Genomic DNA, 24,360 nt, shown 5'->3' with positions numbered 1-24,360 from the left:
ACTTTCGCTAACAAATCAACATTCTGAAAGATTTATTCGACACTAATTTCCCTGTTTAATGGCTCATATCCCACTGAGAAATGTTTTTCCAACTTAAATGCTATTTTTCTGGTTCCTCTTTATAAACTAAACTCAGCAAAACCTGGAATTCTTTATGAAAGTCGGTTTCGCATTTCTGCTTTTTTTCAAAGTTGCTATCAAAGGCTTCCAATGCTGTTTGGTCAATCTGATGATATACTGACGATTCTTCAAATCGGCCGCTGATTTTTTGAAAAGCTCCGGGTTGGAGTTCATAAGCCAGCAGGCCGACTGCAAAGTAGCCGTCAGCGGTGGTGATATCATACCTCTCCGCTGCTCGGAAACCCAGCCGTCCATAAAAACGGGGATCGCCATAAATGAGAATCGCCTTGAAGCCCATTTGCGTGGCAGCCTGAATGGCGTGTTGAATCAGTTTCCGGCCCAGCCCCAGCTTCTGATAGTCCGGTAAAATGGTCACCGGCCCAAAGCTAATGACTTCTGTTGCGATTCCGTTTGCATCGATGATCTTGGCTGTGGAGAAAATAATACTGCCAATGATTTCACCGTCAGCTTCAATCACAAAATCCAGCTCTTTGATGAAGTCCGGGCTTTTTCTCAAATTATGCAAGAGAAAATGCTCATCGGCGCCTGGTTGAAAATGGTTCCAGAATCCCTCGCGAGTGACTTCTTCAACTTTCCGGTAGTCTTTTTCTTCTTCATTTCTGATTGTTATATTCATTGTAATCTCCTAAATATTCTTATTGTCGTTTCCGTAGAAATTTAGTTCGCTATCGTAGCAATTTTCTTCAGCACACTTCGCTGATGGATGATTTTACATAAGATTGTATTGCCAATTCCAATCCCCATGATAAATCATTTGTTTATTCTTACCCCCATCGATGGTGATGGTTTCCCCGGTGACAAAATCCTGCTGACACAGAAATAAAACCATTTTTGAAATGTCTTTGGGTGTGCCAACCTTGCCGGCAGGGATCGACGCCTTGTCTGTCGGGCTGTGATCGGTCTGATCGTTGACTTCAATCCATCCTGGTGCAATGCAGTTGACTAAGACATCTGGACCCAATGAAATGGCCAGGGCATGGGTCAGGGCAACAATGCCGCCCTTGGCACTGGCATAGGCTTCGCTATCTGGTTCTGATTGGAAGGCTCTAGACGAGGCGATATTGATAATCCGACCGCAATTTTTAATCAGCTCGTCCCGACACAGCCGACTTAATTCATAGGGCGCTTTGATCCCCACCGATAAAACATAGTTAAAGCCTTCGTAATCCAGGCTTGATAAGATGCCGTTGTTGCCCTTACAGGCGTTGTTGATCAGCACATCGATGCGCCCCAGTTTCGCCATGGCAAAGCAGACAAATTCATTGAGCGCTGCCGGACTCGCGACATCGCCATAAAAATAAAACAGATTGGTATGTTCGGCCGCAAATGCCTGGGATGTATCTTTATCAAAATCCATAAAGCAGACTTGCGCTCCGGCTTCCAGAAAATCCCGGCAAATTTGCTTGCCAATACCATGACCGCCACCGGTAACTAAGATACCTTTTTGCATAAGATTACTTCCTCCTGTTTTTCTATTCTTATTTATCTTGAGGCCGCCACTGATAGAAAATTCTGCCCGGTATTACTTCAGCATTCCACTTCATCAACTTTCCGCCCTACTATAATCTCTGATAATCGCCTCGATCCCAGCAATGGTTTCGGCTTTGCTTAGGACATAATCGCTATTTGGCAGGTTGTTAAAGAAGTCATCAAAGGCATGGATGATATTGGCTTCGTTAATGGCCAGATGCTTAAAGATGGTTTCATCACCGCGCTGATAGTGAAGAATCAGCCGGAGGGTTGGGTCTTCTTTAGAGAACTCCACTGCCGAATTCATGAACAGCCGATCCTCATTGATGGCAAAGCACTTTCGTTCACTGGCAACCAAGTCAATATGCAATTGTTTAATCAGTTGCAGCCGTTCTGCAGCAGCAAAAGGATGAACCATCTCTTGCGGCAGATAGATATAGCCATCCTCCATGAATTGCCGCAAATATTTCAAAGAAAATACATCCACCATCCACTTGTTATCCGCCCGGAATTTATCATAAAATGGCATCACTGCCGCAAGCAGGGCATCAGCATAAGGAAAATCCCGGTTTAGCTGTTTTTCGATCATCTCATTGGTATAATAACGGGAAAAACAAGGTATGGGCTGCATCACAAGTTTTGTAGGGAGCGCATCTTCCAGGGCGTAGATCTCAAAGAGATCCCGGCTTTCCTGAATAAACGGGGAGCTATTGTCTAAGAGCTCTGAAAAATAACCAGCATATAACTGATAAAGGCCTGCATCCCAATACACCACCGCAGTGGCGAGATCCTTTGAAAGCGTGATCAAACGATCGGTAGTTAACAGATAATATGGAAATACCCCGCTATCGACCGGGTGCCCGTCCGATAAGCGGTAATAAAAACGGGATTGATAATCGACATTGTCCAGCAGCGACAGTGATGCCAGCTTTTTAAAGGCCAGCAGACTTTGGTCAGCTTCAGACTCGCTGCAATTTTGGGGAAAGCTGACAATATCCTGTAAAACCAGATTTTTTTTGGAGCCCATCATTTGCTGAAAAATATAATCATAGACTGTATCCCAGTCATAAGGAATGACCTGGCGGATTTGTGGTGTTGCACTGGAAAAAAATTCGCAATCAATGGCGTTTTCGACCATTCGCAGCACATTGCTTTTGCCACTGACAATTTCCATCCCATCAGTTGGCCTACTTTTTATGGCTGTACCATTTTTCAAACCGATTTTTTTAGAAAAAGGGATGGTGTGTTCAGTAAGTTCCGCAATCGTTTCGATCAGGTCGATGATGGCCTTGCGGTTATAATAGTTTCGTTGGCCAATGGTTTCCATTTCCAGCAGGTTTTTTAGTTCATCTTCTTCTGCCGCCGACAGCCTCAACGCCTTACACAGACCGCCAAAAAAGCTTTTGGATGGCAACCGCTCGCCGGTTTTTACCCGCTGCAGGGTCGAGCGGTTGATCTTGCCGATCTCCGCCAGCGATTGTATCGTTTCACCGCTATCGACAATCAGATCTTCAATTCTTTGCGTAAATAATGACATTTTCAATTCTCCTTCTTCAAATGATAGTTGTTTCAATGATTATATCTTGTCTTATCTTCACTGTACTTTCGCTCTGACATATTCAATCGCTTCTTTACCAGTGATGTGTTCGACGTCAATAGCAATCAGATAGGTTCGGGTACATTCGGCTATTGCCTTTTGTTTGTCTGTTTCTGATTGTTCTCCAGAATACTTTTCTACTAAGGCTTTAAAAGCACTTTGCCATTCATCTCCTTCCACCATTCTCGCCTGTCCAAAAACGATGACACTACGAAAATAGCTGGTGTACTCGGCACTGACAATCGTATCCTCATCGATAACCGCAAAAGACACTTTTGGATTTTCAAAAATAGCATCGATTTTATGTCCCTCTTTGGCAGAGTGAAAATAGACTTTATCGTTAAAATAAACATAGCTGAGGGGCACGGCATAAGGATAGCCATCATCACCAAAACAGGCAAGAACCCCATTGGTAGAGCGGTTCATGACGGCGATGGTATCTTCCTGTGACATTCGTTGTTTGCTTCTTCGCATTTTCCTGAACATGTTTTACCTCGTTTTCTGTAAGAAATATAAGTGTGCCTAATTTCGTCAGATGCTGCTTTCTATATCCTTTAATGATTTTCCATTATCATTCACCCACATCGTTAAGCCGTTGGCACTGGCATAGGTTACAAAGGCTGCGGCAGCTGAAGGGCTTTTAAACAGAATATCTTCTGCCAACACATTATTGCTGTCAATTTTTTCAGCATATTGTTCGCGCAATTGCTTGATCCCATCTGGACAACTCGCAGTCGGATTTTCTGAAACGATACCGCCTTTAAAAACAACAAACCCTTCATTTGTTCGACGCCCTTTAGCATTCTCTTTCGTTCTTTTAAGATAGAGGATCTGCTCATCCTCAGCGTCCACGGCTACATTTGCTGATAATATGGTTATTGGAACAAGTGGCTCGAATAACTTATGACCCAATGTCCCGACAACGATTTTAGCATTATCGATGAATTCCTCAAGTTCACTTTCTTTTTCCTCAGTAACATTGCCGGATGTCGGTTCATTCCCATTCTTGACCTGATACCGCTTTGCTTCTTTTGCCAAGCTACAGAAACGGTTTTCAAGGTAACTTATCTCGGTGGGGTCAAAGGAATTATTTGAAGTTGTAAAGACAACAGCCTCTGTCCAATAGTCCTTTTCGGCGTTGCGCTTGTGTTCCTGTAGTCTGAAGAGAATACCTTCACCGTTTTTTCTTGCCCCTGCTTGCCCAACATAAACAACATTTTCACCGGTTTGATCTGAAATGCCAAATAAAAAATAAATGCCGCTTTGTTTGAGATCATCCCGCTCTTTGCATTGATCCAACTCAGTGCGCGGTATCTTGTAGGCCACCCCTGTCCAGTTTGCCAAGGTGCATTTCATCCGGCCGCCTGGCTCTCCGTCCATCAGATATAAATTTATATTTCTTCCGCGTTTTGACATTGATGCCTCCTTTTTTCCATGGCCTTACCACTTTCTTTATAAAACTCTGATTAGCTAAATTATTTTATTTGCTTTTTACCCCGCTCACCCAATCCGCACCGCATTCTCTTTAACCGCCTTGACAATTTCCACCAGCCGCTGCTGTTTGGTCAGATCAAACAGCTTGCCAAAGCTCTGGGGTTTGTCAAAGGGCGGTTTCATCAGTTCGGTGACGTTTTCGATGTAGCCGTTCTGGACCACGTAATCGATGACCTTGCGGACGAAGACGATCTGGGACTGGTTCAGGGTCTGGTGCCCCGGCCGATCATCTGCCAGAACTTGGTTTTCGATCGGACCTTTTTAAACATCACCAGATTGACGCATTCCGGGACATCGATACCGGTATCCATCATGTCCACCGACACGGCGATGTAGGGTTCTTTTTCGGCGATATTGAAATCGTCGATGATCGTCTGGGCGTAGCTGTCCTCACAGGTGATCCGTTTGGCAAAGCCACCTTTAAGATGGGGATACAGGTGGTTGAACCGTTTGAGCATAAACTCGGCGTGTTGTTTATTCTAAGCAAAAACAATGGTCTTGCCGATCCGGTCGCCGCCAGCTCCAAAGCCTTGCGACAACCCACCGCCGACATCACCGGCGAGGACGCAAACACCCGCTCAGCCTCGGTGCAGGCATTGGCGAACAGGGCATATTCTTTACGAGTGATCAGGTATTCAAAATTTGATGGCATAAGGTTACCTCGTTTTGACAGTAGTTTTCTTCTGATTGATCTATGCGAATTAGCACTTAAGAACTATTTTACCGGCTTCTTTCCTTCAATCTTCTGTTGGGTATCTTTCAGGCTTTCAATGAAATCCTTCTCCACCTGGGACAGCTCGGTTTTTGTTCTATCCCGATACTTTTCATACTCCAGTTCGGCTTTAAACTTGGCCTGATCATGACTTATTTTCCCGGCATTGCTCAGTAATTCACTACCACTCATTTTAATGAAATCATCCAGTTTGGCAATCCAGTCTTTCATATACATGGGTTTTTGTCGAATTGCCTGGAGTTCGGCAAATTCCAGATAGGCTGAGACCAATCGGTTTAAGATGTTGATTTCGTCTTCATTGAGATAGTTCTTAGCGATTCTGACATCGGCCTTTCTGGGCTGTCCGCCTTCAAAAGCGGTCATTCCCATAAATTCTTTTTCTGCGTTTGAGCGTATATAAACAATCTCAGCAGCGGTATTACCATGGGCAGCAAAATGCATTTTATTCTGGATCGTTTTAAAAAAATCTCTTGTGATTTCGGAGTTGGGTTCATAGTCAATACTGGTGGCATAAATATCCAAAATTTGACGGTAAAAAACTTTCTCACTGGAGCGGATGTCCCGGATTCGTTCCAGCAGTTCTTTGAAATAATTCCCGCCGCCAGCCTGCTTGAGCAGGTCATCATTCATGGCAAATCCTTTAATAATGTATTCCTTCAGCCGTTGAGTCGCCCAGATGCGAAACTGGGTGCCCCGGTGAGATTTAACCCGGTAGCCGACGGAGATGATGATGTCAAGGTTGTAATGCATCGTTTTTCGTTTTACTTCTCGTATTCCTTCATTTTGAACTGTCAAGTAATCCTTGACAGTTGATGATCGTTCAAGCTCACCTTCTTTAAAACAGTTGTTGACGTGTAAACTGATATTTTGCTTCGTTGTCTGAAAAAGATCTGCCATCTGCGCCTGGCTTAACCAGACAGTATCACCATCCATAGTAACTTCAATCTTTGTCTGGCCGTCGTCCGTCTGGTATAAGAGTATTTCAGATAGGTTCACGATAATCACCTCACATTTTTAACTTTTAATGGCTTGGAATTTTTTTAACCGAATCATCAGCACTGGTCTAGTTTAACCCGGGCGATTAGATTTGCACGCCTTGTTTTACCCCAAAAAAAACCGCAAAGTTTAAATATTTGAAAATACAATCCACTTTGGAAAATCCTTCAGCAAGGAGCCAGGCCATCTGCATGTTAAGGGGGGCGGTTTGATCAAAGGAAGTGCGATGATAGTAAGACTGCAGTTCATCATCCGGGATTTGTCTCGTTTTGACAAAATCATGCCAGATACTGATAAACTGGGTTTCGATTTCCGGATCAGGACTTAACACCTGATCAGCATTGACAAAGATTCCCTGCGGTTTGAGGTTTGCAAAACAGCTTTTGTAAAGCCCACGCTTCTTTTCATTCGGCAGGTGGTGGATCGACAATGCCGATACAATGGCGTCATATTTTTCAGAAAACTGATGGGTCGTATAGTCAGCGGCGATATAGTCAATCTGCTCCAAACCGGCAAAGCGTTCCCGGGCCAGATCGAGCATATTTTCGGCCTGATCAATTAGGGTAATCTGCGCCTGGGGGTAGGCTGCCAGCACAAAGGCCGATAACAGCCCGGTGCCGGCACCGAGATCGAGAATCTTAGGCGACTCGGTATCAAATTGCAGAACTGAAATGGCCGCCTGGTAAAAGGTATCATAGCAGGGGATGAAATGCCGGCGGTTGGCATCATAATCCTGACTGTATTGGTTGAAAACGTCTTTTAAATGCATTGCTTATCCTCTTTTCGTTGTAATGGCTAGGCTGGTTGTTTAAGTGGGTCGGTATAACTCTCCCGTTGCTTTTTTGACGTATTAGTTGAGATATGTACCGTAGAAAACTTTTCGTGGTTTTTAATTTTATTTTTGAGCCGCAATCAGCATCACTTTTTCCACTGATTGGCACACGTCTTCCCAGGCAAATTCATTGGCATAGGGATTTTTCGTTTGGTAAGCCTGCCACAACGCTTTCATCTCTGTACTCTCAAAAATCTCTTTTACCGTCACCTTTTGACGGGTTAGTAAGTGTTCACCATGTCGCTGTTTAGCGGTCTGATAAATTGCGTTAGCAAGAATGCCCGGTTCAATGGGATGCATTGTTGCATGCATTAGAATATGAATATCGTAGTAGTCACGCATCCGGGTGTTGTAGGTACCAAAGGATAAAATGCCATGATACTTTTCTGCCAAGACTGTTTCCAGATTATAAGCCAGATTGAGATGGATCGTGCCTCAAACATTAAGGGATAGGCATACATTATTTCTTTGGGCGTGATCTGATCGCCAGTTGTAATATCTACCTTGATGGGAATACGCATCCGGTCTATTGTTGTTTCGATATAAACCCGTATTCCCGTATAATCGCCCTCTTCGTGGATGATTTCAAGCTTTTGCAGGGTCATGCTAATATGATCGTCACAATCGATGGCCAGGATTTCGGGAATGATTTCTTCCAGCACTTCTGAATTTAAGGGGTAATTTTTCAGGGTCGTATCGATGTCTACGGTTGAACGGCTATCAATTCCCACCACCGAAGCAATTAAGAAACCGCCTTTGAGGATAAAATGGTCTCGAAAACGGGATAAAGCAATCCGCTCCAGAAAACGCTCCATCATATAATTTTTTGATAAAATCAACGGATCAATCCGCTTTTCTTTGGCCAGATTTTTAATCTTGTCTTTTATCTGAGTGGCTGTTTTCACATCAATACCTCCATATAGGCTTTAATCCGTTTTTCGACACCAAAGATTTTGGCATAGTCCAAAAGCAAGGGAACGTTTCGATCTCTTTGCCGGAAATAACGTTTGACCGCTGCGGTAACCTGGCTCAGATCCGACTGGTAACGGGAACTGAGCAGATCACAAATGGTTCGTTCCTGATTATAGCAGCGAATGTCGCGGCCAAAATTGGTTTTAACCAGGATAATTCCCAAGTCATACCATTCTTTCTTGACACTGAAGACCTGGAAATTATCTTTTCTTAACCGGCTGGCATTATAACCAAAGGGCACGGTCACGGTAATCACCAGCGGATCCCGGTCTGTCAGATCGAGAAAATAGAGTGCCGTTTCATGGGAATAGATCATTTTCTGATTAATGGCCTGTTTCCAGTAATAAACATCCTCCCAGGCATCTTCACTGAGATAAACACCGCGACTGAGGGCTTTCAGCCGCCCCGCTTTGACCGCTCTGTATAAATAGGTACGGGGGATGTTTTCACTTTCCACATCTTTTGTCAGAATCAGCCCATCTTTTTCGATGATCAACGACTCTAGTTTTTTTTGATAGTTCATTTCTTCACCTGTTTTCAAATATGCTATGATTATAACACCAACATAGCATATTTGAAACTATTATCCACTGATTAAACAAATCACGGTAATTATTTTAGTTTAAAATTATTCTTGAGATCGACGGTGCGGGCGGTCAATAACCGCCCAGACACGGTGGTATTTATTATCAGCAACCGCTGGTTTGAGACCAGTGAACCAATTCCGAAAGGATCGAAAGGATCAGGGGCTGTTTTTTTGTAATATAGTGATTAGATTAATCTAATCACTGATTTTCGCCAAAAGACAAAAAATGCCTTCGATCCCTTCGAATGGCTTATTAACGCCGTTTGATCCTTTCGAAATAGCTTCGCAACCCCTTCGCAAATGAGGACAACCCCTTCGCTTTTTGTGATAAATATCACAAAATGTCAAACAAAGCTGACTTACTTAAGGAAATCTCCTGATCGATGTTTCGCTATGTCCTGTATTTTGTGGGACGCTTGATCGTTTTAAATCTCCTGGCCAACTCCGTTCCAAACTGTTTCTGGCTCAATTCCTTGAGTTAAGCTAAATCAAACACCGTTAGTACCCAGCACCCCACTGGCTACTGATGTTTGGCAACTTTTAATCACATATTTTGTCGTCCGGGGTTGGCGCCACCAGCCGCACCATCAGATCACGGATCTGTTTGGGGGTGCGGAACTGGCCGTTCTGGCCGGCGGTGGCCAGCTTGCCCAGCATATACTCGTAGAGATCGCCCTGCATATCCCGGCCGCTGAGATCCTGCTCCTAGAGTTCGTCCAGGCCGGGGATAACTTTCTGGAGCACCTGGGGGGTGGGCATCAGGAACATGGCGTCGTCCATATAGCGGGAAAAGGCGGTCTGGGCTGACCCGTTCATCTTTTTGATAAAGGGAAAGACTTGCTGACTGATGATCTCGTAGATGGCCCGGGGGTCTTTTTCTTTGAAACGGCTCCAACGCAGGTTTTGGCCAGCCTCGGTGGGTGGGAAGATTTTGAGCATGGTTTCGCCAGTGAGATTTTCAAAACTCTCGTTTTCCAGTTCTTTTTCATCCAGTGAGCGGATAAACATCAAATAGGTCAGCTGTTCGATGACAGTAAGGGGTTGCTGATCCCCCCACCCAGATATCGGCCCATATTTTATCAACTTTGTTTTTTACTTCGCCTGTGATCATTTTTTCTCCTGATTTCCTGTATCGATTATATTTGCCGTGGCAAATTTTGATTTTTACATTTGCTTATAATTATACGCCTTTTCGCCAAAAATGGCTATTGCAAATTGCACTTTATCCGCCACGCTTTTTCTCCATTTTCACTTTTATTAGCACCGGTCAACGCTTTACCCGGTTATCCGCCGATAACTGGACAATCTCGGCGGACTGTATCAAAACTGCAACGATAATCCTTAAATTAAGAATCATTTGATAAAATCCCAAGAAAGAATGATTATCGCCGCAACACGATGGCGAGGAGGTGTCCCATGAAAATAATGCCAGTTGTCGGACTGCTCAGTCCACTGCTATTTTTGCTATTGTTGCCCTTTTCCATTCACGCCCAGGCGGCCACTCCCCTGGGGTTAGCTTATCGCGGCCACGTTCAGGACTATGGGGACATCCCAGCGGATAACGGCGTCGTCACGGATGGCGGCCTGCTGGGCACCACCGGTGAAGGCAAACGGATTGAAGGGCTGACGGTGCAATTGACTGGCAGTCAGGCAACAGCCCAGAATTACAGCATCCGCTACAATGTCCACATTGAAAACGAAGGCTGGCAAGCTGACACCGACGACCTCTTAAGTTGGAAAAAAGATGGCGACGATGCCGGTTCCCAGAGCAAAAGCCAGCGGCTGGAAGCGATTCAGCTCCAACTCACTGACGCCACCGGGCAGCCGGCAACTGATTATGCCGTTGAGTACCGGGTTCATATTCAAGATTACGGCTGGTCCCAGGGCTGGAAAAAGGACGGAGCCATCGCCGGAACCGCGGGCGAATCCAAACGACTAGAAGCCATCCAAATCCGGATTGTAGCCAAATTTTCGGGCAGTCTCGATCCCGCAGTATATAAAGCTTCCAGCCACCGCCTCGGTCAGACCCAGTTCAGGCCTAAAAACGTAACGGTTTCCGATGGCCAGTTAGCAATCACCATTCCGGCGGGGACAATGGATAGTGGTGAGATTTCCACTGTCGATCTAAAAAGCTATGGCAACTATGAAATTTCCATGAAGCTGCCCAATGCTCCATCGAGTATCACCGGTTTTTTCCTCTATGCACCACCGGATTATTTTCAGGAAATCGACATCGAAATCTATAATCAGCCGGATGGCAAAATCATGTTTACCAGCTATGCCAACGGCGGGCTGACCCAAACGGTGACTAAAGATCTGAATTTTGACCCAACTGCTGATTTTCATCACTACCGGATTGACTATCAGCCTGATTTCATCGATTTTTATGTCGATGATATCCACCTGACCCGCTTTAACGGGGGGATTCCCCACAACCCAATGTATCTGATGGTCAATGCCTGGTTTCCCAACTGGCTCGCTAAAAAACCTGCGCCTCAAACCCAGCAACTGCTGATTGATTGGATCCGCTATTAAAAACAGCCGCGACAACCTATTTTAATAAGGTTGCAGCGGCTTTTTTGTCTGATGCGCAAATCGTCCGATAATTTGACATCGGCGCACCATCTTCTGTCACAGTCAATCCGATCGCTGTGATACATTCTTTTCGTCATACTTTACAATTCTTCCATTGACGAACCCTTTTTTTATCGCTAAACTTAAAAAAAGACCCATTCCACCATGAATGGGAAAATCTGCGAAAGAAGGTCGTCGTCGTGCTGGAAAAAACAATCACCTCTCCCCGGGGCACGGTTCATTACTGGATCGCCCGCCATCGGGATCCGCAGGCAATTTGTCTGGTCTTTACCCATGGGCTTACTGCCAACCACCTGATGTTTGATCAACAGGTTGCTTATTTTAGAAAGCATTACACCGTCATCAGCTGGGATCTGCCGCTCCATGGGGCTTCCCGTCCCTATAGCGATTTTTCGTTTCACCATGCCGCTGCCGATCTGGACGCCATCCTCACTCAGGAAAACATCGCGGCGACGGTACTGATCGGCCAGTCGCTGGGGGGCTATGCCTGTCAGCAGTATGGCATCGATTTCCCGGAAAAGGTGCTGGCCTTTGTCGGGGTGGACACCTCGCCTTTTGGCCTTTGTTATTATTCATGGTCGGATCGGTTCTGGGTGCGGCAGGTGGAGTGGATGTCCCGTTGCTATCCCCATGACAAACTGGTGACCGCCATTGCCAAAGGGGCTACGCACACCAAACGGGGCTTTGATAAGATGATCACAATGCTGGCACCCTATAGCAAGACAGAGCTCTGCCGGATCATGGGAATCGCCTATGCCAGCTTTCTCCGCGAAAACCGCGATACCGCCTTTGCGTTCCCGGTGCTGCTGACGCTAGGCGAATATGACAAAACCGGCAAGGTTCCGCAATACAACCGGGCCTGGGCCGCCAAAACCGGCTATCCCCTGAAAATCATCCCCGCAGCCGGCCATAATGCCAATGTCGATAACCCCGTTGTTTTTAATGCCGTGGTTGAAGCATTTTTGGATACCTAAGTCATCCAATCCAGATGCCATTCTCTGCGGTATCATAAATACCTTTTTTATGCCGCAATTTGTCGGCATACATCTGTTCGTCGGATTTCTGCATAAACTCTGCCATTGTTGTTGCTGGATTTCCGCTGATGGCATAGCCCATTGACAGGCTGATCTCCAGGCTTTCATCCTGAATCTGAAGATTATAGGCAGTCACGGCCTGCCGGATGCAGTCCCTAAGGTCATCCGCCCGCTGCTCATTACAATTCGTCACCACGGCCAGAAACTCATCGCCGCCAATCCGGATGATGCTGGCGTTTTCGATAAAGCACCGGACAAAAAGTTTGGCAGCATTTTTAATCAGCATATCCCCCTGGAGATGACCATGAGTGTCATTGACTTCTTTCAGTCCGTCAAGATCAAACATAAACACTGTGACGGGATGGGTTTCTTCTGGCATTAAAACCATCTGATTCAAAAAGGTACGGTTGTATAACCCCGTGAGCTGATCATGATACAATTAAGTTCGGATTTCTGCTTCCGCTTTTTCCCGGGCAATGATATCAGCGTTGAGTTCTTCTGTCACCTGCTCCAATTCTACGGTTTTTTGGGTCAGGATCTTGTTAAACCTTTGCAATTGCCGAATCCATAACAGGCCGACAATGGCCACGACAGCGAAAATCAGGACCACCCGCCAAAGCAGATCATGAACAATCGCTGATTGCATTTCTACAGCAATGTACTCATTGGAAATCTTCTGAATTTCTTGGGGTGACAAGGTAGCGATGCCTTTGTTTAAAATATCCCTGAGCATCGGCTCTTCATCGACAACTCCCATCCGAAAAGCGTAGGTATAATCGGGCACCTGCCCGGCAATCTTGAGATTAAAAAAGCCCTGACTCTTAATGGTATAGGCTGCCATGGTCAATGAGCGGATGGTTAGATCAGCCTGCCTGGTCTCGACCATTTCAAAGGCGACCGCCTCAGATTCTACTATCATAATTTTCAGATTGGGGTAATCCCTGCGGATCGCTTCTTCGGTACCAGTTCCTTTCGGCAATACCAGCGTTTCTCCCGAAAGGGATGCCAAATCAGAAATGTAATTATGTTCCGCCCGGGTGATCAGAACACTGGGGTCAGAAAAATAGGGCTCAGTAAAAACCAGCCACTGATCGCGATAGGGGGTTTGCAATAAAAGTCCCAGCAGCTGACACTTACCCATGCGCGAATTCTTCAGACTTTCTTCCCAGTCCGATGTGGCAACCAGATCCAGCTCAACGCCGGTCCGGCTGGCGATGAGCGCAACCAGATCAACAGCAATCCCTTCAGCCACACCCTGTTCATTGATCCGCTCATAGGGCTCCCAGTCGGGATCGATACAGATTTTCACCGGCCCCAGAGCATCTAGGTAGGCCTGTTCCTCCGGTGTCAATTCCACCTTGATATCGCTTAGCTCGTTTTTCTGACTGGGATTGGCAGTTTCGCGACGGGGAACCGGGCTTGTTAGGATTTCCCCAGGCGCATCCAGTGAAAGACTAGCGACCTTGACCAACACCATGAAAAAAACAAGGATGATCATTCCTAAGATTAATTTGCAATACTTACTTTTTACTCGAGCACTGCTTTTTTTCATATCTTGCGCCTTCCTGAATGATCTGAGAAATCTTCGGTTTTAATCAGCCGACTATCCCTACATGTCATTTTTCTAATTTGCAAGTTATTATATAACAGAACCTGGTGATTGAAAACAATTTTCAGCCGGTTTACTAATAAGGTTCTTATAAAAGAAGGCTTTTAAGTGGATGACAACTGAGTTGCGATCTAGGCCATTTTCACAGGATACTGATCAAACTATTATTTTACTCAACTGATATATTACTTATTGTCTGTTTGCCGTTGGTTTAGCTTCAATCCCACCGGTCTGTTATTTGTGATGATGATTTTAAGCGGAAAAGACAATACAAAAAAGAGTGCCTCAGCTTTGTTCTGAGCGACACCCTATTTTTGACGATTCTATGGCTGTTTATTTTTTTCTAAACCAGTGGTGAATTCAACCAGTCACCCACGTCTGATCTCCAGTGTCATTGACATGGTGCTGGCGATTGTAATCACCGATGCCATGCCCACAATATCCTGGATCCGGTGATTTGACTATTAAACCGTCAGCGACTAAACCCGTAATGACTTTAACGCACCACTCCAGGCAATAACCTGATCAAAGACATCATTGAGTGTTTCTTCGTGGCGCGGATCGGGGGTGAAGACACTCATGTTTTCAAAATCGGTAAACAGGTTAAGCATTACCTGGGCACGGACATCGGCCATATGAAGTTCAGCGGCAATCAGGCGTAGCGCTTCAACAGCTCTGGCTCCGCCAGCACTGCCGTAGGCCACAAATCCGACAGCTTTATTTTTCCATTCTACATTCAGATAGTCAATGGCATTTTTTAATGCCCCGGGAATACTGTGATTATACTCCGCGGTTACAAAAACAAATCCATCAAATGCATTGATCTTGTTTGACCAGACTTTGGTATGCTCTTTGGTATACTGTTGCATCATGGCCGGACTTGGCTCATCTAAGAGAGGTAAGTTGTAATCTGCAACATCTACCAACTCAAAGCTAGCGTCAGATCGTTTTTGAGCCAATTTGTCAACCCATTGTGCCACCGCTTCGCCATTTCGTCCTGGTCTGGTGCTACCTAAAATAATCGCAATTTTTATCATCATAATCCTCCTCGTATTTTTGTTTTTCTTCAATATTGAATTGATTTAATAAGTTAATACCCCTTAAAAAATGAGTTAAACAATCACTTCATTAAAATATTTGTTAATTTGATTTAAGTATTTTCTTTAGACATTAGCAGTGATTCTAAAAGCTGCTCGGAACGAACCCTTTTGGAACGGACAAGCGATTCATTTTACCCGGTCGTCGCAGCGCTGACGATCTTACTTCTTAAATTCGGTAATAATCCTTAATGTCTGTAATCGTATACAATTTTTATACAAACGTTTACATTTTGTCTATTTACTTTCAAAATAAACGTGATATAATAAGTTCATATCAAAAATTAACTCAATCATTTTCAGGAAAGAGTGATCAGAAGCATTGTGTCAATCGCTTAACAACAATTACCACACTGGCAATACAATCAATATACCGACCCGAGGTTGAAGGTGAAAATTTGACCCTGATGAAATAAGTTGATACGAAGGCCGGAAAAATAATCTGCTTAAAAAACAGATCTTCCCACATTAAAAAGAGAAATCTTTTTAACCAAAGGATATTCCATAATAAGTGTGTAATGTTTAAACTGAAAAGTGAAAAAGAAGATTTTTGATAAAATCAAAAGAAGGAGTCCAAACGGATGACTACTGAGATTGTGAACTAGGCCGGTTTCGCAGGTTAAATGGCGGAATCGGTTCTAGTTCTTTTTTGGGTTAGTGTAGGATCTTGCTACTGGCAATCTGATCACCATTTATTCTCCTTGTAGTTTCAGAAGATAAGCGGGTCGCTTATCTACCTGTTCGAGTCGTTTAGATTTTTGATCGTAATCGTTTTTGTATCGAAGTCGATCATTCGATCCTGCCGCATTTTATTGAGCTCTCGGCTCAGGGATGAGCGCTGAATACCAAAACGCTGGGCCAACTCTTTTTTTGATGACGGCAGTTGGATCACCTGACTTTTCTGAATTTGAGACTCATACCGTAAAAAATCAATGATACACTGGCGGATTGTCTTCATCGAGATGGCACTAATCGTGTCGGTGAGAATCAAAGTCTTGTCAGAGATAGCTTTCATTAACCCGATCATAAAGGTGCGGTTTAACTGGCATAGCTCCAGAATCAGTTCCTGCCCAAGATGGAGAATCACAACCGGCGACTGAGCCAGCACGGTCATTGGATAATTGTTGCGGCTGGAAAAAATCAGATTGGCGCCCAGCACATCCCCGTCTTGAAAGATGCTAATGGTCAGAACATTCCCCTCACTGTCGAGATTCTGCACTGCCACCCGGCCGCGGAGAATCAGGTCCATGGTCTGGCAGCACTCATTCTGAAAATGGATCACCTGATCCTTTTCATACTGCCGTTTCTCATAGTAATGGGCTCTGAAAACCTGATTCAGGGCTTCTTCTGAAAAATCTGAAAAAAGGCTGTGGCTGAATAAAACTTTCATGAATTCCTGATGACTCATAAAATAACCTCCGGTTGTGTGACTGTGGTAACTTTTTATTTTACTGATCTACAGTATACTATAGAAAATTAGAGTTTTGAAGCTGAAATTCTCATTATCAACTTGGAGGTTGAAACATGGATGTTTTTACACTGATTTTCTGGGTGATTACCCTAGTATGGCTGGGTTTTTCGCTAAAAAAAGACAAGGGCAAAACCCTTAAAGCCATTAAAATGTCTGGAGGCATGATGAAAGGGATCGCTGGGGACATCCTCGGTATCTTGCTGTTAATTGGTTTGATCCTCACCTTTGTGCCACCGGATACCATCAAAGCTATCATCGGCGATGCTAACGAGGTTTTTTCTACAGTCCTTTTTGCCTTACTTGGAAGCATTACCCTGATCCCCGCCTTTGTGGCCTTTCCGCTGGTGGCTTCACTGGTGGACGCCGGTGCCAGCATCGTTCCGATTGTCGCTTTTCTGACCACACTGACGATGGTAGGGGTAGTCACCTTTCCGCTTGAAAAAAGAGAATTCGGACTGAAATTCACGCTGATCCGCAACTCTCTGAGCTTTGCTTTTGCCCTGGTGATTGCGTTGGCGATGGGGGTGATCCTATGACATTTTTAAAAAGCCAACTTAAAAACAACCGCTTTCTGATGATCGTGATTCTGGCTTATGTGGCCGTTGGAATTTTTGCGCCGGACAAATTTCTGCCATCGCTTGGCAACACCTGGTATTATGTCAAGGAAATGCTGATAATTATGCCGATAATTATGCTGTTGACCTCGCTGATTTCAGCCTGGGTGCCAAAAGAAACCATCGAAAATGCCTTTGGTAAGAACTCGGGGATTAAGGGTTCACTGTTTGCTTTTTTACTGGGAAGTTTTTCAGCTGGTCCCATTTACGCCGCTTTTCCGGCCTGTAAAATGCTGCTGAGCAAGGGCGCCAGCATTGCTAACATTGTCATCATCCTGTCCACTTGGGCAGTGATCAAAATACCCATGCTTATCACCGAAAGCAAATTTATCGGTCCAGAATTTATGGTCGTCCGCTGGCTTCTGACTACCCTGGCGATTTTCCTGATGGGCTATATCACCTCCCGGTTTGTCAAACCGGAGGATCTACCTACCGATGATGAAACAGCCACTGCAGTGGATGGCCCCCTTGCTCTGAATTCGGACTATTGTGTGGGCTGCGGACTGTGCGCCAAAATCGCCCCCAGTTATTTTAAGATGATCGCCAAAAAAGCGTCAGTCATCAACCAAACCCTACCGCCTGGGGATAACCTGGCCATTAAGGACGCCGTGGCCAAATGCCCCTCTCAGATTATCCGGTTTCATCCCTGAAAAAAGCCCCCTGCTGTCGTTGTTAGACATCAGGGGGCTTTTTGACTGTGTTCATATTTTCAATCTTCATAACACTCAACCGACTAAAGATCCGTCCTACTGACCTGCGAATTCTTGCAAGTTGGCATCGGCCTAAGCTGTTTTAAGCAATCCTTTTTCACCGCACAGTCTGGTCAGCTCTTCCCCGATGACCCGGGTCATCTGATTGAGGTCAATATTTTCGCCATTGAGGACGTCATACCAGCCACCGGTCACGGCATCCCCGACGGTTTCTTTAAGGATCCCGCCGACACCGTTGTAAATTTTTGTGATCGTCACGGTGGTTCCGCTTAAAGCCACCTGGATAACATACTTATCGACCGGTGGAAACTGAATGCAGTGCATGATTCCTTTTCCGGTCAGCTGCGGTTGACCGCAGGGATAGGTTCCTGCGCTCATAATCTCATGCAGTTCTTCGTAACTCAGTTTTTGATTGAGCTTGACCTTGTCATAGCTTTTAATCATATCTTTAGAACCTTGCTTAAACTTGTCAAATAATCCCATCGTTTTACTCCTCGCTAATTGAAATGGTTATTGCGCTTTTAGAAATGCGCTTCTATATAATAGTTTAACCCGTTCATCAGCTAGAGACAATCGCAGTTCACACCAAAAATCAGCCATTCACGAAATCTTTGATATGATCAATACTAATGCCATAAATCACCCCCTCCAAATTGATTTAGCCAGTTTGTTTAATCGTCGTGCTAATAAGTTCAGGGTCTGATGCTCCTATTCAGCGGTTTGAATCAGCTTGTCTGCAATATGCTTTAATAAGATTTTTCCATCGATGATACTGATTTTTATGTTTTTTTAACAGAAAAACATTCCCGCGATATTTCTGCCTGCCAATTTTTTAAATTACTGAATAGGATACTGATATATTTAAAACCGACCGGGTATTAAGTCAATATAAGATGACCGCAAAAGCTTTCACACTGTGGAAGGGAGGTGAAATTCATGAAAGATTCAGAATTTTGTCCAAAGTGCGGAGCAAAGCTGGAACCAGGTGAACCCTTCTGTGGGAATTGTGGTTTTAATACCGAATCATCGGATTATGAAGCACAAGTTCCTCAAGAACCGGTTCAGCCAACTCAAATGGTATCGGCCCAAATTCTTTCGTCCCCAAAAACAACCTCAGCAGGATCCCAAAAAACGGTGATCATTGTCCTGGCTATTGTTTTGGGTGTCATTGTTATGATTGGCGGCAGTACATTTTTATGGTTTAGTCTTAGCGGCAGGAGAAGCGGTAATCCACCAAACACAAACCAGGGAGTGACAGGCCAAAAACAGCTGACCATCGACCTGCCTTCCTATTCCTTAAACGAAGGCAGCTACACCTCGTCCCAGAAACTTGAAATTAACAAGCCCCCTGGCGAGGAGATCGTTGTCTATTTTACCATTGATGGCAGCGATCCAACTGTGCAGTCAAGCCGTTATGAAGCCCCCATCGTGTTAAACGCTTCGGCCACCGTAAAAAGCATTGCAATCGACAAAAATGGAAATCAAAGCGGCATTAAGACAGGAACCTATACCATTACCGTTCCTCAACAGACAACGACGCAGCAGGCCACCACGCAGCAGCCAACCACTACCACTACTACACCAGCTGTAACCGTGACACCGGCAGTTAATGAATGGCAACAATTCGAAGATCACATCAGCGGCACCTGGAAGTGGACCGACAGCAGCGGCTTTACGCTTTATTATCAGTTTAGTGGCGGAATGCTTCTGGTGACAGACGGTGGCAGTGACTACTATTATGATTATTACTCATCAACCGTTTCAACCGGAACAAACGGCACCATCGGAACCATTTATACCGGTGGCGAACAATTGTATATTGACTGTAATCCCCTAGGTGATAATGCCATCTACATTGACGGTTATCTTTGCACCTATGTTCCTTGATCGAAAACACAACAATTAATCAGAGAGGAGTCCCGGTCATGACAATGGAAAAACGAAACTGAGGCTGATTCTGCACAAGCGATGCGGAATCAGCCTCAGTGATTTTTTGGTAAAGTCTGATTTAGTGGTGTGACAGCTTGCCCCGTATCGCTATTCATAGCCTGATTGCTAAAACATCCTTCCCGCTTGACGCCGTCATATTGTTTAGATATAATCGAAGCATTCTATTTAATGGAAAGTATCCTTGCAAAGCGATTTTTATAAACCCAGCTATCATCATTAAATTTTTTACGAAAGAGGAAGCAAGCATGGCGCTAATTTTTGTTGTCCTTATTGGTTTGATCAGTATCATCACAACTTTACTGATGGTCCTGTTTTCTGGCAAAATGATTGCCTATACCGATGCCAGTGGTCAGCTGCTACCGGGCAGTTTGTCGGAAAAATCATGGGTCTCCATCAACGGGGTGGAAATGGGGATGATTATTAAATCCCGGGATATCAAAAAACCGGTGCTGCTGTTTGTTCATGGTGGTCCGGGAATGCCAGAATATTGGCTTAACGCAAGCCATCCTAGCCGACTTGATGAACTGTTTACCGTGGTCTGGTGGGATCAGCGCGGTGCCGGCTTGTCTTACAGCGCCACGACTCCCGTAGATACCCTGACTACTGAGCAGCTGGTGGCTGATACCATCTCAGTGACCCAGTATCTGCGGCAACGCTTTCGACAGGATAAGATTTATCTGATGGCGCATTCCTTTGGCACCTATATCGCCATTCAGGCAGCCGCCCAGGCACCGGCACTATATCATGCCTATATCGGGGTGGCTCAGTCGGTCAATCTGGAACTGTCGGAAGAACTGGCCTATGCGTGGATGTTAGATTTCTATGCTGATGATCAAAAAAATAGCGACCAGCTTAAAAAAGCCCCCTACGGCACCGCCGGTTACGAACGGATCCGTGATCGGGTGATGCACGAGGCTGGAATTGGCACTACCCACACGATGTACTCGGTATTTACTGGGATATTTTTGGCTGTAATCAAGCACCGCGAGTATCTACTCAAGGAAAAGATCCAAATCTGGCAGGGTCTGACTTTTTCTAAGAATTCGCAGCTTAACAAAGAATTCCGACAGGCCAATCTCAGTGATTTAATCAGCCGGCTTGAGATTCCTGTCATCTTTTTATCGGGCGCTTATGATTACACCGTCAATCATCACCTATCAGAAATTTATCTGGAAGAACTCCAGGCTCCGGAAAAATATTTCTATCTTTTTGAAGACTCCGCCCACAGCCCGATTTTTGAAGAACCGGAGGCGGTCCTTCAGGTTTTGGGCGCTTTGCTTTCCTAGGGCATGCATCCTCAGGAAAACCCCTTAAAAATGCCGCCGCTATCCAACCCTTTTCATCAATTATTTAGCTGTTAACTACTTACAAAGACACTTATGATATTACTTGTGGGTATCGATAAAGTTTAAAATGGCTGAAATAAAATGAATGAAATCGCTCTTAAAGTTTTTTATATCCTGCTCTAAGTCCTCGCTCATACCCACCGCCAACAACTCGGCTTCGATCTTTTTGACCTGCTGATAAAGCCCGGTGGCATCAATATTACCAAGCACCCCTTTGGCGGTGTGCAGTTTTTGTTTTAAGAGGTCAACATTTTTATTTTTCAGGGCGGCTTCCATATCAGTAGCCATGCCGGCATGGATTTCGGCAAAGACCGTCAACAAGGTCAAAATCAGATCTTCACTGTTACCGATCCGATCCGTGAGCATTTCCCAGTCGATTTCTTCGATCTTAGTTGCTTCAAAGCTGATTGCTTCTGATTTTGCTTCTGATTTTGCTTCGATCATCACCGCTGATTCTGCTATTTCTTCGAACACTGCTATCGTGGTATCTGACACCCTATCTTTTAATTGAGGCTTCACATATTTCAAAATAGTTTGATACAATTGCTGTGGATTAATCGGTTTAGAAATGTGATCATTCATCCCAATTTTTAGGCAGTCATCGCGCTCGTTGGCCATTGTTCGGGCAGTCATCGCTAGAATGGGAATGCTGGGGCTAATAATTCGAATCTTCTGGGTTGCCTCAAAGCCATCCATCACTGGCATCTGAATATCCATCAGGATCAGATCATAGTGATCTCCCAATGCGCTATCGCTGATCCGATTCAAGGCTATTTCACCATTTTCGACGGAATCCACCAAGGCGCCTTCCCGTTCCAGAATTTCTTCAGCAATCTGGCGGTTGACCGGATTGTCCTCGGCCACAAGAATCTTTAGCCCAACAAGTCTAGCGAGCGGCTGATCATCCGAATCAGATCCCCCTTTCACTGCTTTAATGTCTCTGGTTGATTTTCCCAACCAGACAGTGAAACTGAAGGTACTGCCGACTCCCGGTTCACTTTCAGCCGTCAGCTTACCACCCATCATTTCAACCAGATTGCGGCTGATGCTAAGTCCTAAACCCGTGCCACCATAGTGCCGGGTGGTTGAATTATCGTTTTGGGTGAATGGCTCAAAGAGGCGCTCCAGATTGTCCTTTGCAATACCGATACCAGTATCCTGCACTGAAAACTTAAGCTGTTGCTGGTTTTCCCGGCTTTCTACCTGACTGATCATCAGCCTGATCTCCCCAGAACTGGTGAATTTTACCGCATTTCCAACCAGATTGGTGAGTACCTGCCCCAGCCGCAGCGGATCACCTTGAAACCATCGGGATAGATCCGGTGAGCACTGGACAAATAAGGCCAGCTTTTTTTCTGATGCTTTTTCAGCAAACAACAAAAAGGTGTCATCGACCACCTTGTCCAGATTGAAGTCGATCGTCTCGACAGCCAGTTTGCCAAATTCAATTTTTGAAAAATCGAGAATATCGTTGATGATTCCTAACAGGGCAGTGGTAGCATGATGAATATTTTGGAGATAATCTTGCTGTTTGGCATCGAGTTCTGTCTGCATAACCAGGTACGACATCCCCAATATCGCATTCATCGGGGTTCTGATTTCGTGACTCATATTGGCTAGAAACAAAGATTTGGCTTCCGTCGCGGCATTGGCATTTTTTAGTGCAACTTCCAGCTCCTGTTCTTTTTCTTTAATCTCAGAGATATCTGTAAAGACCCCTAGAAATCCACCCACTGAGCCATTTGCCAGATAGTATACATTGAGACTGTAGAGGACAAACTGTTCTTGTCCACCAGCACTTAAAAAAGCTGTCTGTCGCACCACTGGTTTGCGGGTTTCCAGGGCCTCCGCCTTCATCTGACAATATTGTCGGTAATCGGCTTTGGACATGTTGGGAAAATCTGAAAGATTCCGATTGAGATAGGCTTCGCTGTCGGAACCGTAAAGGCGGGAAAACTTGTCATTCAGCCCCAGCAATCGGTCGTCCCGGGAAACATAAAAAATACCACCGGGCATCGCATCCAGTAATCGAGTAGTAAAATAATACTGGTTTTTTAATTTTCTGTTGCTGGCTATTTCCTTTTCCAGCGCGGCTTTGGTTCGATCAATCTGCTGGGTGTATAAACAACTGACCATATAGAAGGCAATCACCAAAAAATAGATCAGAATGTCAATATCAAAACCGATGATCTGCCAGGTAAACAGCGGATAAGCGAAAAAATAGAAGCCATTTCTCCAGATGACGGTTTGCTTTTTTGCTTTTATGGCTGTCGATTGAGTGATTGATTTCTGGTTAAAATAAACCCCACCAATGGCGATCAAAAGAATCCCGGCTTTGTAGGCCAGATCAATGATGGCGCTTTGATAAATCAGGCTGGGATAGATGGCTGTGATTAGATCGGTCAAACTGACAGTGGCAAAACCAATCAATGCAATTTTATGCCCGATTGTAATGATCCGTTCTTTAAAATAAAGCCAGTTTAACAGTAGCAGTCCCTGAGTAAACAGGCTGAGAACGATGTAAAAAAAAGAAAAAATGGTAACCAGGTCCCCAGAAATCATTAGCGCCCATGGTAACTGTGGCTCCGGTTTAAAAAAAATCAGCCAAACGGTAATTCCCAAACAGACGACCAGTGTTAGCATATCAGCCATCACTTGAAATTGGCTGGTTTTTTTGGTCACATAACTATAGAGGCTAGCAATCGTCACTAAAATCAAAATTCGGCTGACGGCATAGAGCATCGCTTCAAGATTATAAAAAGCGACCTGATCAATTCCCTCCGATAAAATCATCAGCTCTCCGACCATCGCGAAAAGATCGGCAATAAACCAGGCGAGAAACGCATCGGAAGCAATTCTTTTTACCGATTTGTTGCCTTCCTTCATTGGGATAAACGAACGCAGCGCGAGCCAAGCGAAAAGGGTCGCTCCCGGTTTTAGCAGAATCACTAGGGTCTGACTCTCCAGCGTAACGACCAATAGATAAGCCAGTGCATAAATGATGATCAGACTGATGAACGTTCTTTTTTGTTTTTCCTGCATTTTTCCGCTCCTCCTCCTCCTGTTGTTGTTATAATCGCTGAATCGTATTTTCATTATAGCATCGGAATCCA

At 44.9% G+C, this 24,360-nt stretch carries 25 protein-coding genes and 1 pseudogene; 6 read left to right on the top strand and 20 right to left on the bottom strand.

Annotated elements, in window-relative coordinates:
- Positions 1-100 precede the first annotated feature (100 nt).
- From QZ998_RS01415 to QZ998_RS16830, 14 genes and pseudogenes are all read right to left on the bottom strand, one after another.
- Positions 101-757, bottom strand: a complete 657-nt coding sequence (locus tag QZ998_RS01415; RefSeq protein WP_296557423.1) for an N-acetyltransferase — start codon at positions 755-757, stop codon at positions 101-103.
- Positions 758-850: 93 nt separating this feature from the next.
- On the bottom strand, positions 851-1,591 hold the full coding sequence (locus QZ998_RS01410; protein ID WP_296557421.1) for an SDR family oxidoreductase: 741 nt from the start codon (positions 1,589-1,591) through the stop codon (positions 851-853).
- A 93-nt stretch (positions 1,592-1,684) separates the two neighbouring features.
- Entirely contained in the window at positions 1,685-3,148 is a 1,464-nt protein-coding gene (locus QZ998_RS01405; RefSeq protein ID WP_296557419.1) for a helix-turn-helix transcriptional regulator, read from the bottom strand.
- Between the two features lie 57 nt (positions 3,149-3,205).
- Positions 3,206-3,694, bottom strand: a complete 489-nt coding sequence (locus QZ998_RS01400) for a pyridoxamine 5'-phosphate oxidase family protein (RefSeq protein ID WP_296557417.1) — start codon at positions 3,692-3,694, stop codon at positions 3,206-3,208.
- A gap of 45 nt (positions 3,695-3,739) precedes the next feature.
- A complete protein-coding gene (locus QZ998_RS01395) occupies positions 3,740-4,624 on the bottom strand; it encodes a GIY-YIG nuclease family protein (RefSeq protein ID WP_296557416.1) in 885 nt (294 codons plus the stop codon).
- Positions 4,625-4,708: 84 nt separating this feature from the next.
- Positions 4,709-4,864 carry a hypothetical protein gene (locus QZ998_RS01390; RefSeq protein ID WP_296557415.1) on the bottom strand — a complete coding sequence of 52 codons (156 nt, stop codon included), beginning with the start codon at positions 4,862-4,864 and terminating at the stop codon, positions 4,709-4,711.
- A 47-nt stretch (positions 4,865-4,911) separates the two neighbouring features.
- A pseudogene (locus tag QZ998_RS01385) lies at positions 4,912-5,223 on the bottom strand (helicase-related protein); the annotation flags it as partial.
- Between the two features lie 194 nt (positions 5,224-5,417).
- Entirely contained in the window at positions 5,418-6,431 is a 1,014-nt protein-coding gene (locus QZ998_RS01380) for a virulence RhuM family protein (protein WP_366512369.1), read from the bottom strand.
- Positions 6,432-6,516: 85 nt separating this feature from the next.
- Positions 6,517-7,200 (bottom strand): class I SAM-dependent methyltransferase, encoded by a 684-nt coding sequence (locus tag QZ998_RS01375; protein ID WP_296557413.1) that lies wholly within the window; start codon positions 7,198-7,200, stop codon positions 6,517-6,519.
- Between the two features lie 126 nt (positions 7,201-7,326).
- Positions 7,327-7,656 carry a nucleotidyl transferase AbiEii/AbiGii toxin family protein gene (locus tag QZ998_RS01370; protein ID WP_296557412.1) on the bottom strand — a complete coding sequence of 110 codons (330 nt, stop codon included), beginning with the start codon at positions 7,654-7,656 and terminating at the stop codon, positions 7,327-7,329.
- Positions 7,575-8,168 carry a nucleotidyl transferase AbiEii/AbiGii toxin family protein gene (locus QZ998_RS01365; protein ID WP_296557410.1) on the bottom strand — a complete coding sequence of 198 codons (594 nt, stop codon included), beginning with the start codon at positions 8,166-8,168 and terminating at the stop codon, positions 7,575-7,577. The genes QZ998_RS01370 and QZ998_RS01365 overlap by 82 nt, the downstream gene beginning before the upstream one ends.
- Positions 8,165-8,758: a type IV toxin-antitoxin system AbiEi family antitoxin domain-containing protein gene (locus tag QZ998_RS01360; protein WP_296557408.1), complete on the bottom strand. Its 594-nt coding sequence runs from the start codon at positions 8,756-8,758 to the stop codon at positions 8,165-8,167. The genes QZ998_RS01365 and QZ998_RS01360 overlap by 4 nt, the downstream gene beginning before the upstream one ends.
- A gap of 603 nt (positions 8,759-9,361) precedes the next feature.
- Complete coding sequence (locus tag QZ998_RS16835) at positions 9,362-9,502, bottom strand: N-6 DNA methylase (protein ID WP_366512368.1); 141 nt, start codon at positions 9,500-9,502, stop codon at positions 9,362-9,364.
- Between the two features lie 24 nt (positions 9,503-9,526).
- On the bottom strand, positions 9,527-9,829 hold the full coding sequence (locus QZ998_RS16830) for a type I restriction-modification system subunit M N-terminal domain-containing protein (RefSeq protein ID WP_366512367.1): 303 nt from the start codon (positions 9,827-9,829) through the stop codon (positions 9,527-9,529).
- Positions 9,830-10,237: 408 nt separating this feature from the next.
- Between QZ998_RS16830 and QZ998_RS01350 the strand changes: the two genes are divergently transcribed.
- Positions 10,238-11,356 carry a family 16 glycosylhydrolase gene (locus tag QZ998_RS01350; protein WP_296557407.1) on the top strand — a complete coding sequence of 373 codons (1,119 nt, stop codon included), beginning with the start codon at positions 10,238-10,240 and terminating at the stop codon, positions 11,354-11,356.
- Between the two features lie 239 nt (positions 11,357-11,595).
- On the top strand, positions 11,596-12,390 hold the full coding sequence (locus QZ998_RS01345; RefSeq protein ID WP_296557406.1) for an alpha/beta hydrolase: 795 nt from the start codon (positions 11,596-11,598) through the stop codon (positions 12,388-12,390).
- Position 12,391: 1 nt separating this feature from the next.
- Here the strand turns inward: QZ998_RS01345 and QZ998_RS01340 are convergent, their stop codons facing one another.
- The 4 genes from QZ998_RS01340 to QZ998_RS01325 form a co-directional block, all read right to left on the bottom strand.
- Complete coding sequence (locus QZ998_RS01340) at positions 12,392-12,889, bottom strand: GGDEF domain-containing protein (protein ID WP_296557405.1); 498 nt, start codon at positions 12,887-12,889, stop codon at positions 12,392-12,394.
- Positions 12,890-14,002, bottom strand: a complete 1,113-nt coding sequence (locus QZ998_RS01335) for a transporter substrate-binding domain-containing protein (RefSeq protein ID WP_296557404.1) — start codon at positions 14,000-14,002, stop codon at positions 12,890-12,892.
- 536 nt (positions 14,003-14,538) lie between these two features.
- Entirely contained in the window at positions 14,539-15,096 is a 558-nt protein-coding gene (locus QZ998_RS01330) for an NAD(P)H-dependent oxidoreductase (protein WP_296557401.1), read from the bottom strand.
- 793 nt (positions 15,097-15,889) lie between these two features.
- The gene (locus tag QZ998_RS01325; RefSeq protein WP_296557400.1) at positions 15,890-16,564 is read right to left on the bottom strand and encodes a Crp/Fnr family transcriptional regulator; all 675 of its coding nucleotides are present in this window, start codon (positions 16,562-16,564) and stop codon (positions 15,890-15,892) included.
- A gap of 116 nt (positions 16,565-16,680) precedes the next feature.
- Between QZ998_RS01325 and QZ998_RS01320 the strand changes: the two genes are divergently transcribed.
- Complete coding sequence (locus tag QZ998_RS01320; protein WP_296557399.1) at positions 16,681-17,163, top strand: permease; 483 nt, start codon at positions 16,681-16,683, stop codon at positions 17,161-17,163.
- A complete protein-coding gene (locus QZ998_RS01315) occupies positions 17,160-17,891 on the top strand; it encodes a permease (protein ID WP_296557397.1) in 732 nt (243 codons plus the stop codon). Before QZ998_RS01320 ends, QZ998_RS01315 begins: the two co-directional genes overlap by 4 nt.
- Before the next feature lie 132 nt (positions 17,892-18,023).
- On the opposite strand, the gene QZ998_RS01310 is transcribed toward QZ998_RS01315, so the two are convergent.
- Entirely contained in the window at positions 18,024-18,434 is a 411-nt protein-coding gene (locus QZ998_RS01310; protein ID WP_296557395.1) for a hypothetical protein, read from the bottom strand.
- Positions 18,435-18,887: 453 nt separating this feature from the next.
- Between QZ998_RS01310 and QZ998_RS01305 the strand changes: the two genes are divergently transcribed.
- Complete coding sequence (locus QZ998_RS01305) at positions 18,888-19,838, top strand: chitobiase/beta-hexosaminidase C-terminal domain-containing protein (protein WP_296557393.1); 951 nt, start codon at positions 18,888-18,890, stop codon at positions 19,836-19,838.
- A 308-nt stretch (positions 19,839-20,146) separates the two neighbouring features.
- Positions 20,147-21,187, top strand: a complete 1,041-nt coding sequence (locus QZ998_RS01300) for an alpha/beta hydrolase (RefSeq protein ID WP_296557390.1) — start codon at positions 20,147-20,149, stop codon at positions 21,185-21,187.
- Positions 21,188-21,286: 99 nt separating this feature from the next.
- On the opposite strand, the gene QZ998_RS01295 is transcribed toward QZ998_RS01300, so the two are convergent.
- Complete coding sequence (locus QZ998_RS01295; RefSeq protein WP_296557388.1) at positions 21,287-24,289, bottom strand: ATP-binding protein; 3,003 nt, start codon at positions 24,287-24,289, stop codon at positions 21,287-21,289.
- Positions 24,290-24,360: the final 71 nt, after the last annotated feature.

This window comes from uncultured Acetobacterium sp. (genome assembly GCF_927416815.1).
In the GTDB taxonomy this organism is placed as follows: domain Bacteria; phylum Bacillota; class Clostridia; order Eubacteriales; family Eubacteriaceae; genus Acetobacterium.
This window is presented reverse-complemented; position numbering and strand designations above follow the sequence as displayed.

Excerpts from the sequence above, each read along its gene's own strand:
- QZ998_RS01415 (WP_296557423.1), bottom strand. The coding sequence starts at position 757 with ATGAATATAACAATCAGAAATGAAGAAGAAAAAGACTACCGGAAAGTT.
- QZ998_RS01410 (WP_296557421.1), bottom strand. The coding sequence starts at position 1,591 with ATGCAAAAAGGTATCTTAGTTACCGGTGGCGGTCATGGTATTGGCAAG.
- QZ998_RS01405 (WP_296557419.1), bottom strand. The coding sequence starts at position 3,148 with ATGTCATTATTTACGCAAAGAATTGAAGATCTGATTGTCGATAGCGGT.
- QZ998_RS01400 (WP_296557417.1), bottom strand. The coding sequence starts at position 3,694 with ATGTTCAGGAAAATGCGAAGAAGCAAACAACGAATGTCACAGGAAGAT.
- QZ998_RS01395 (WP_296557416.1), bottom strand. The coding sequence starts at position 4,624 with ATGTCAAAACGCGGAAGAAATATAAATTTATATCTGATGGACGGAGAG.
- QZ998_RS01375 (WP_296557413.1), bottom strand. The coding sequence starts at position 7,200 with ATGCATTTAAAAGACGTTTTCAACCAATACAGTCAGGATTATGATGCC.
- QZ998_RS01360 (WP_296557408.1), bottom strand. The coding sequence starts at position 8,758 with ATGAACTATCAAAAAAAACTAGAGTCGTTGATCATCGAAAAAGATGGG.
- QZ998_RS16835 (WP_366512368.1), bottom strand. The coding sequence starts at position 9,502 with ATGCAGGGCGATCTCTACGAGTATATGCTGGGCAAGCTGGCCACCGCC.
- QZ998_RS16830 (WP_366512367.1), bottom strand. The coding sequence starts at position 9,829 with ATGTTTATCCGCTCACTGGATGAAAAAGAACTGGAAAACGAGAGTTTT.
- QZ998_RS01350 (WP_296557407.1), top strand. The coding sequence starts at position 10,238 with ATGAAAATAATGCCAGTTGTCGGACTGCTCAGTCCACTGCTATTTTTG.
- QZ998_RS01335 (WP_296557404.1), bottom strand. The coding sequence starts at position 14,002 with ATGAAAAAAAGCAGTGCTCGAGTAAAAAGTAAGTATTGCAAATTAATC.
- QZ998_RS01330 (WP_296557401.1), bottom strand. The coding sequence starts at position 15,096 with ATGATAAAAATTGCGATTATTTTAGGTAGCACCAGACCAGGACGAAAT.
- QZ998_RS01325 (WP_296557400.1), bottom strand. The coding sequence starts at position 16,564 with ATGAGTCATCAGGAATTCATGAAAGTTTTATTCAGCCACAGCCTTTTT.
- QZ998_RS01320 (WP_296557399.1), top strand. The coding sequence starts at position 16,681 with ATGGATGTTTTTACACTGATTTTCTGGGTGATTACCCTAGTATGGCTG.
- QZ998_RS01315 (WP_296557397.1), top strand. The coding sequence starts at position 17,160 with ATGACATTTTTAAAAAGCCAACTTAAAAACAACCGCTTTCTGATGATC.
- QZ998_RS01310 (WP_296557395.1), bottom strand. The coding sequence starts at position 18,434 with ATGGGATTATTTGACAAGTTTAAGCAAGGTTCTAAAGATATGATTAAA.
- QZ998_RS01305 (WP_296557393.1), top strand. The coding sequence starts at position 18,888 with ATGAAAGATTCAGAATTTTGTCCAAAGTGCGGAGCAAAGCTGGAACCA.
- QZ998_RS01300 (WP_296557390.1), top strand. The coding sequence starts at position 20,147 with ATGGCGCTAATTTTTGTTGTCCTTATTGGTTTGATCAGTATCATCACA.
- QZ998_RS01295 (WP_296557388.1), bottom strand. The coding sequence starts at position 24,289 with ATGCAGGAAAAACAAAAAAGAACGTTCATCAGTCTGATCATCATTTAT.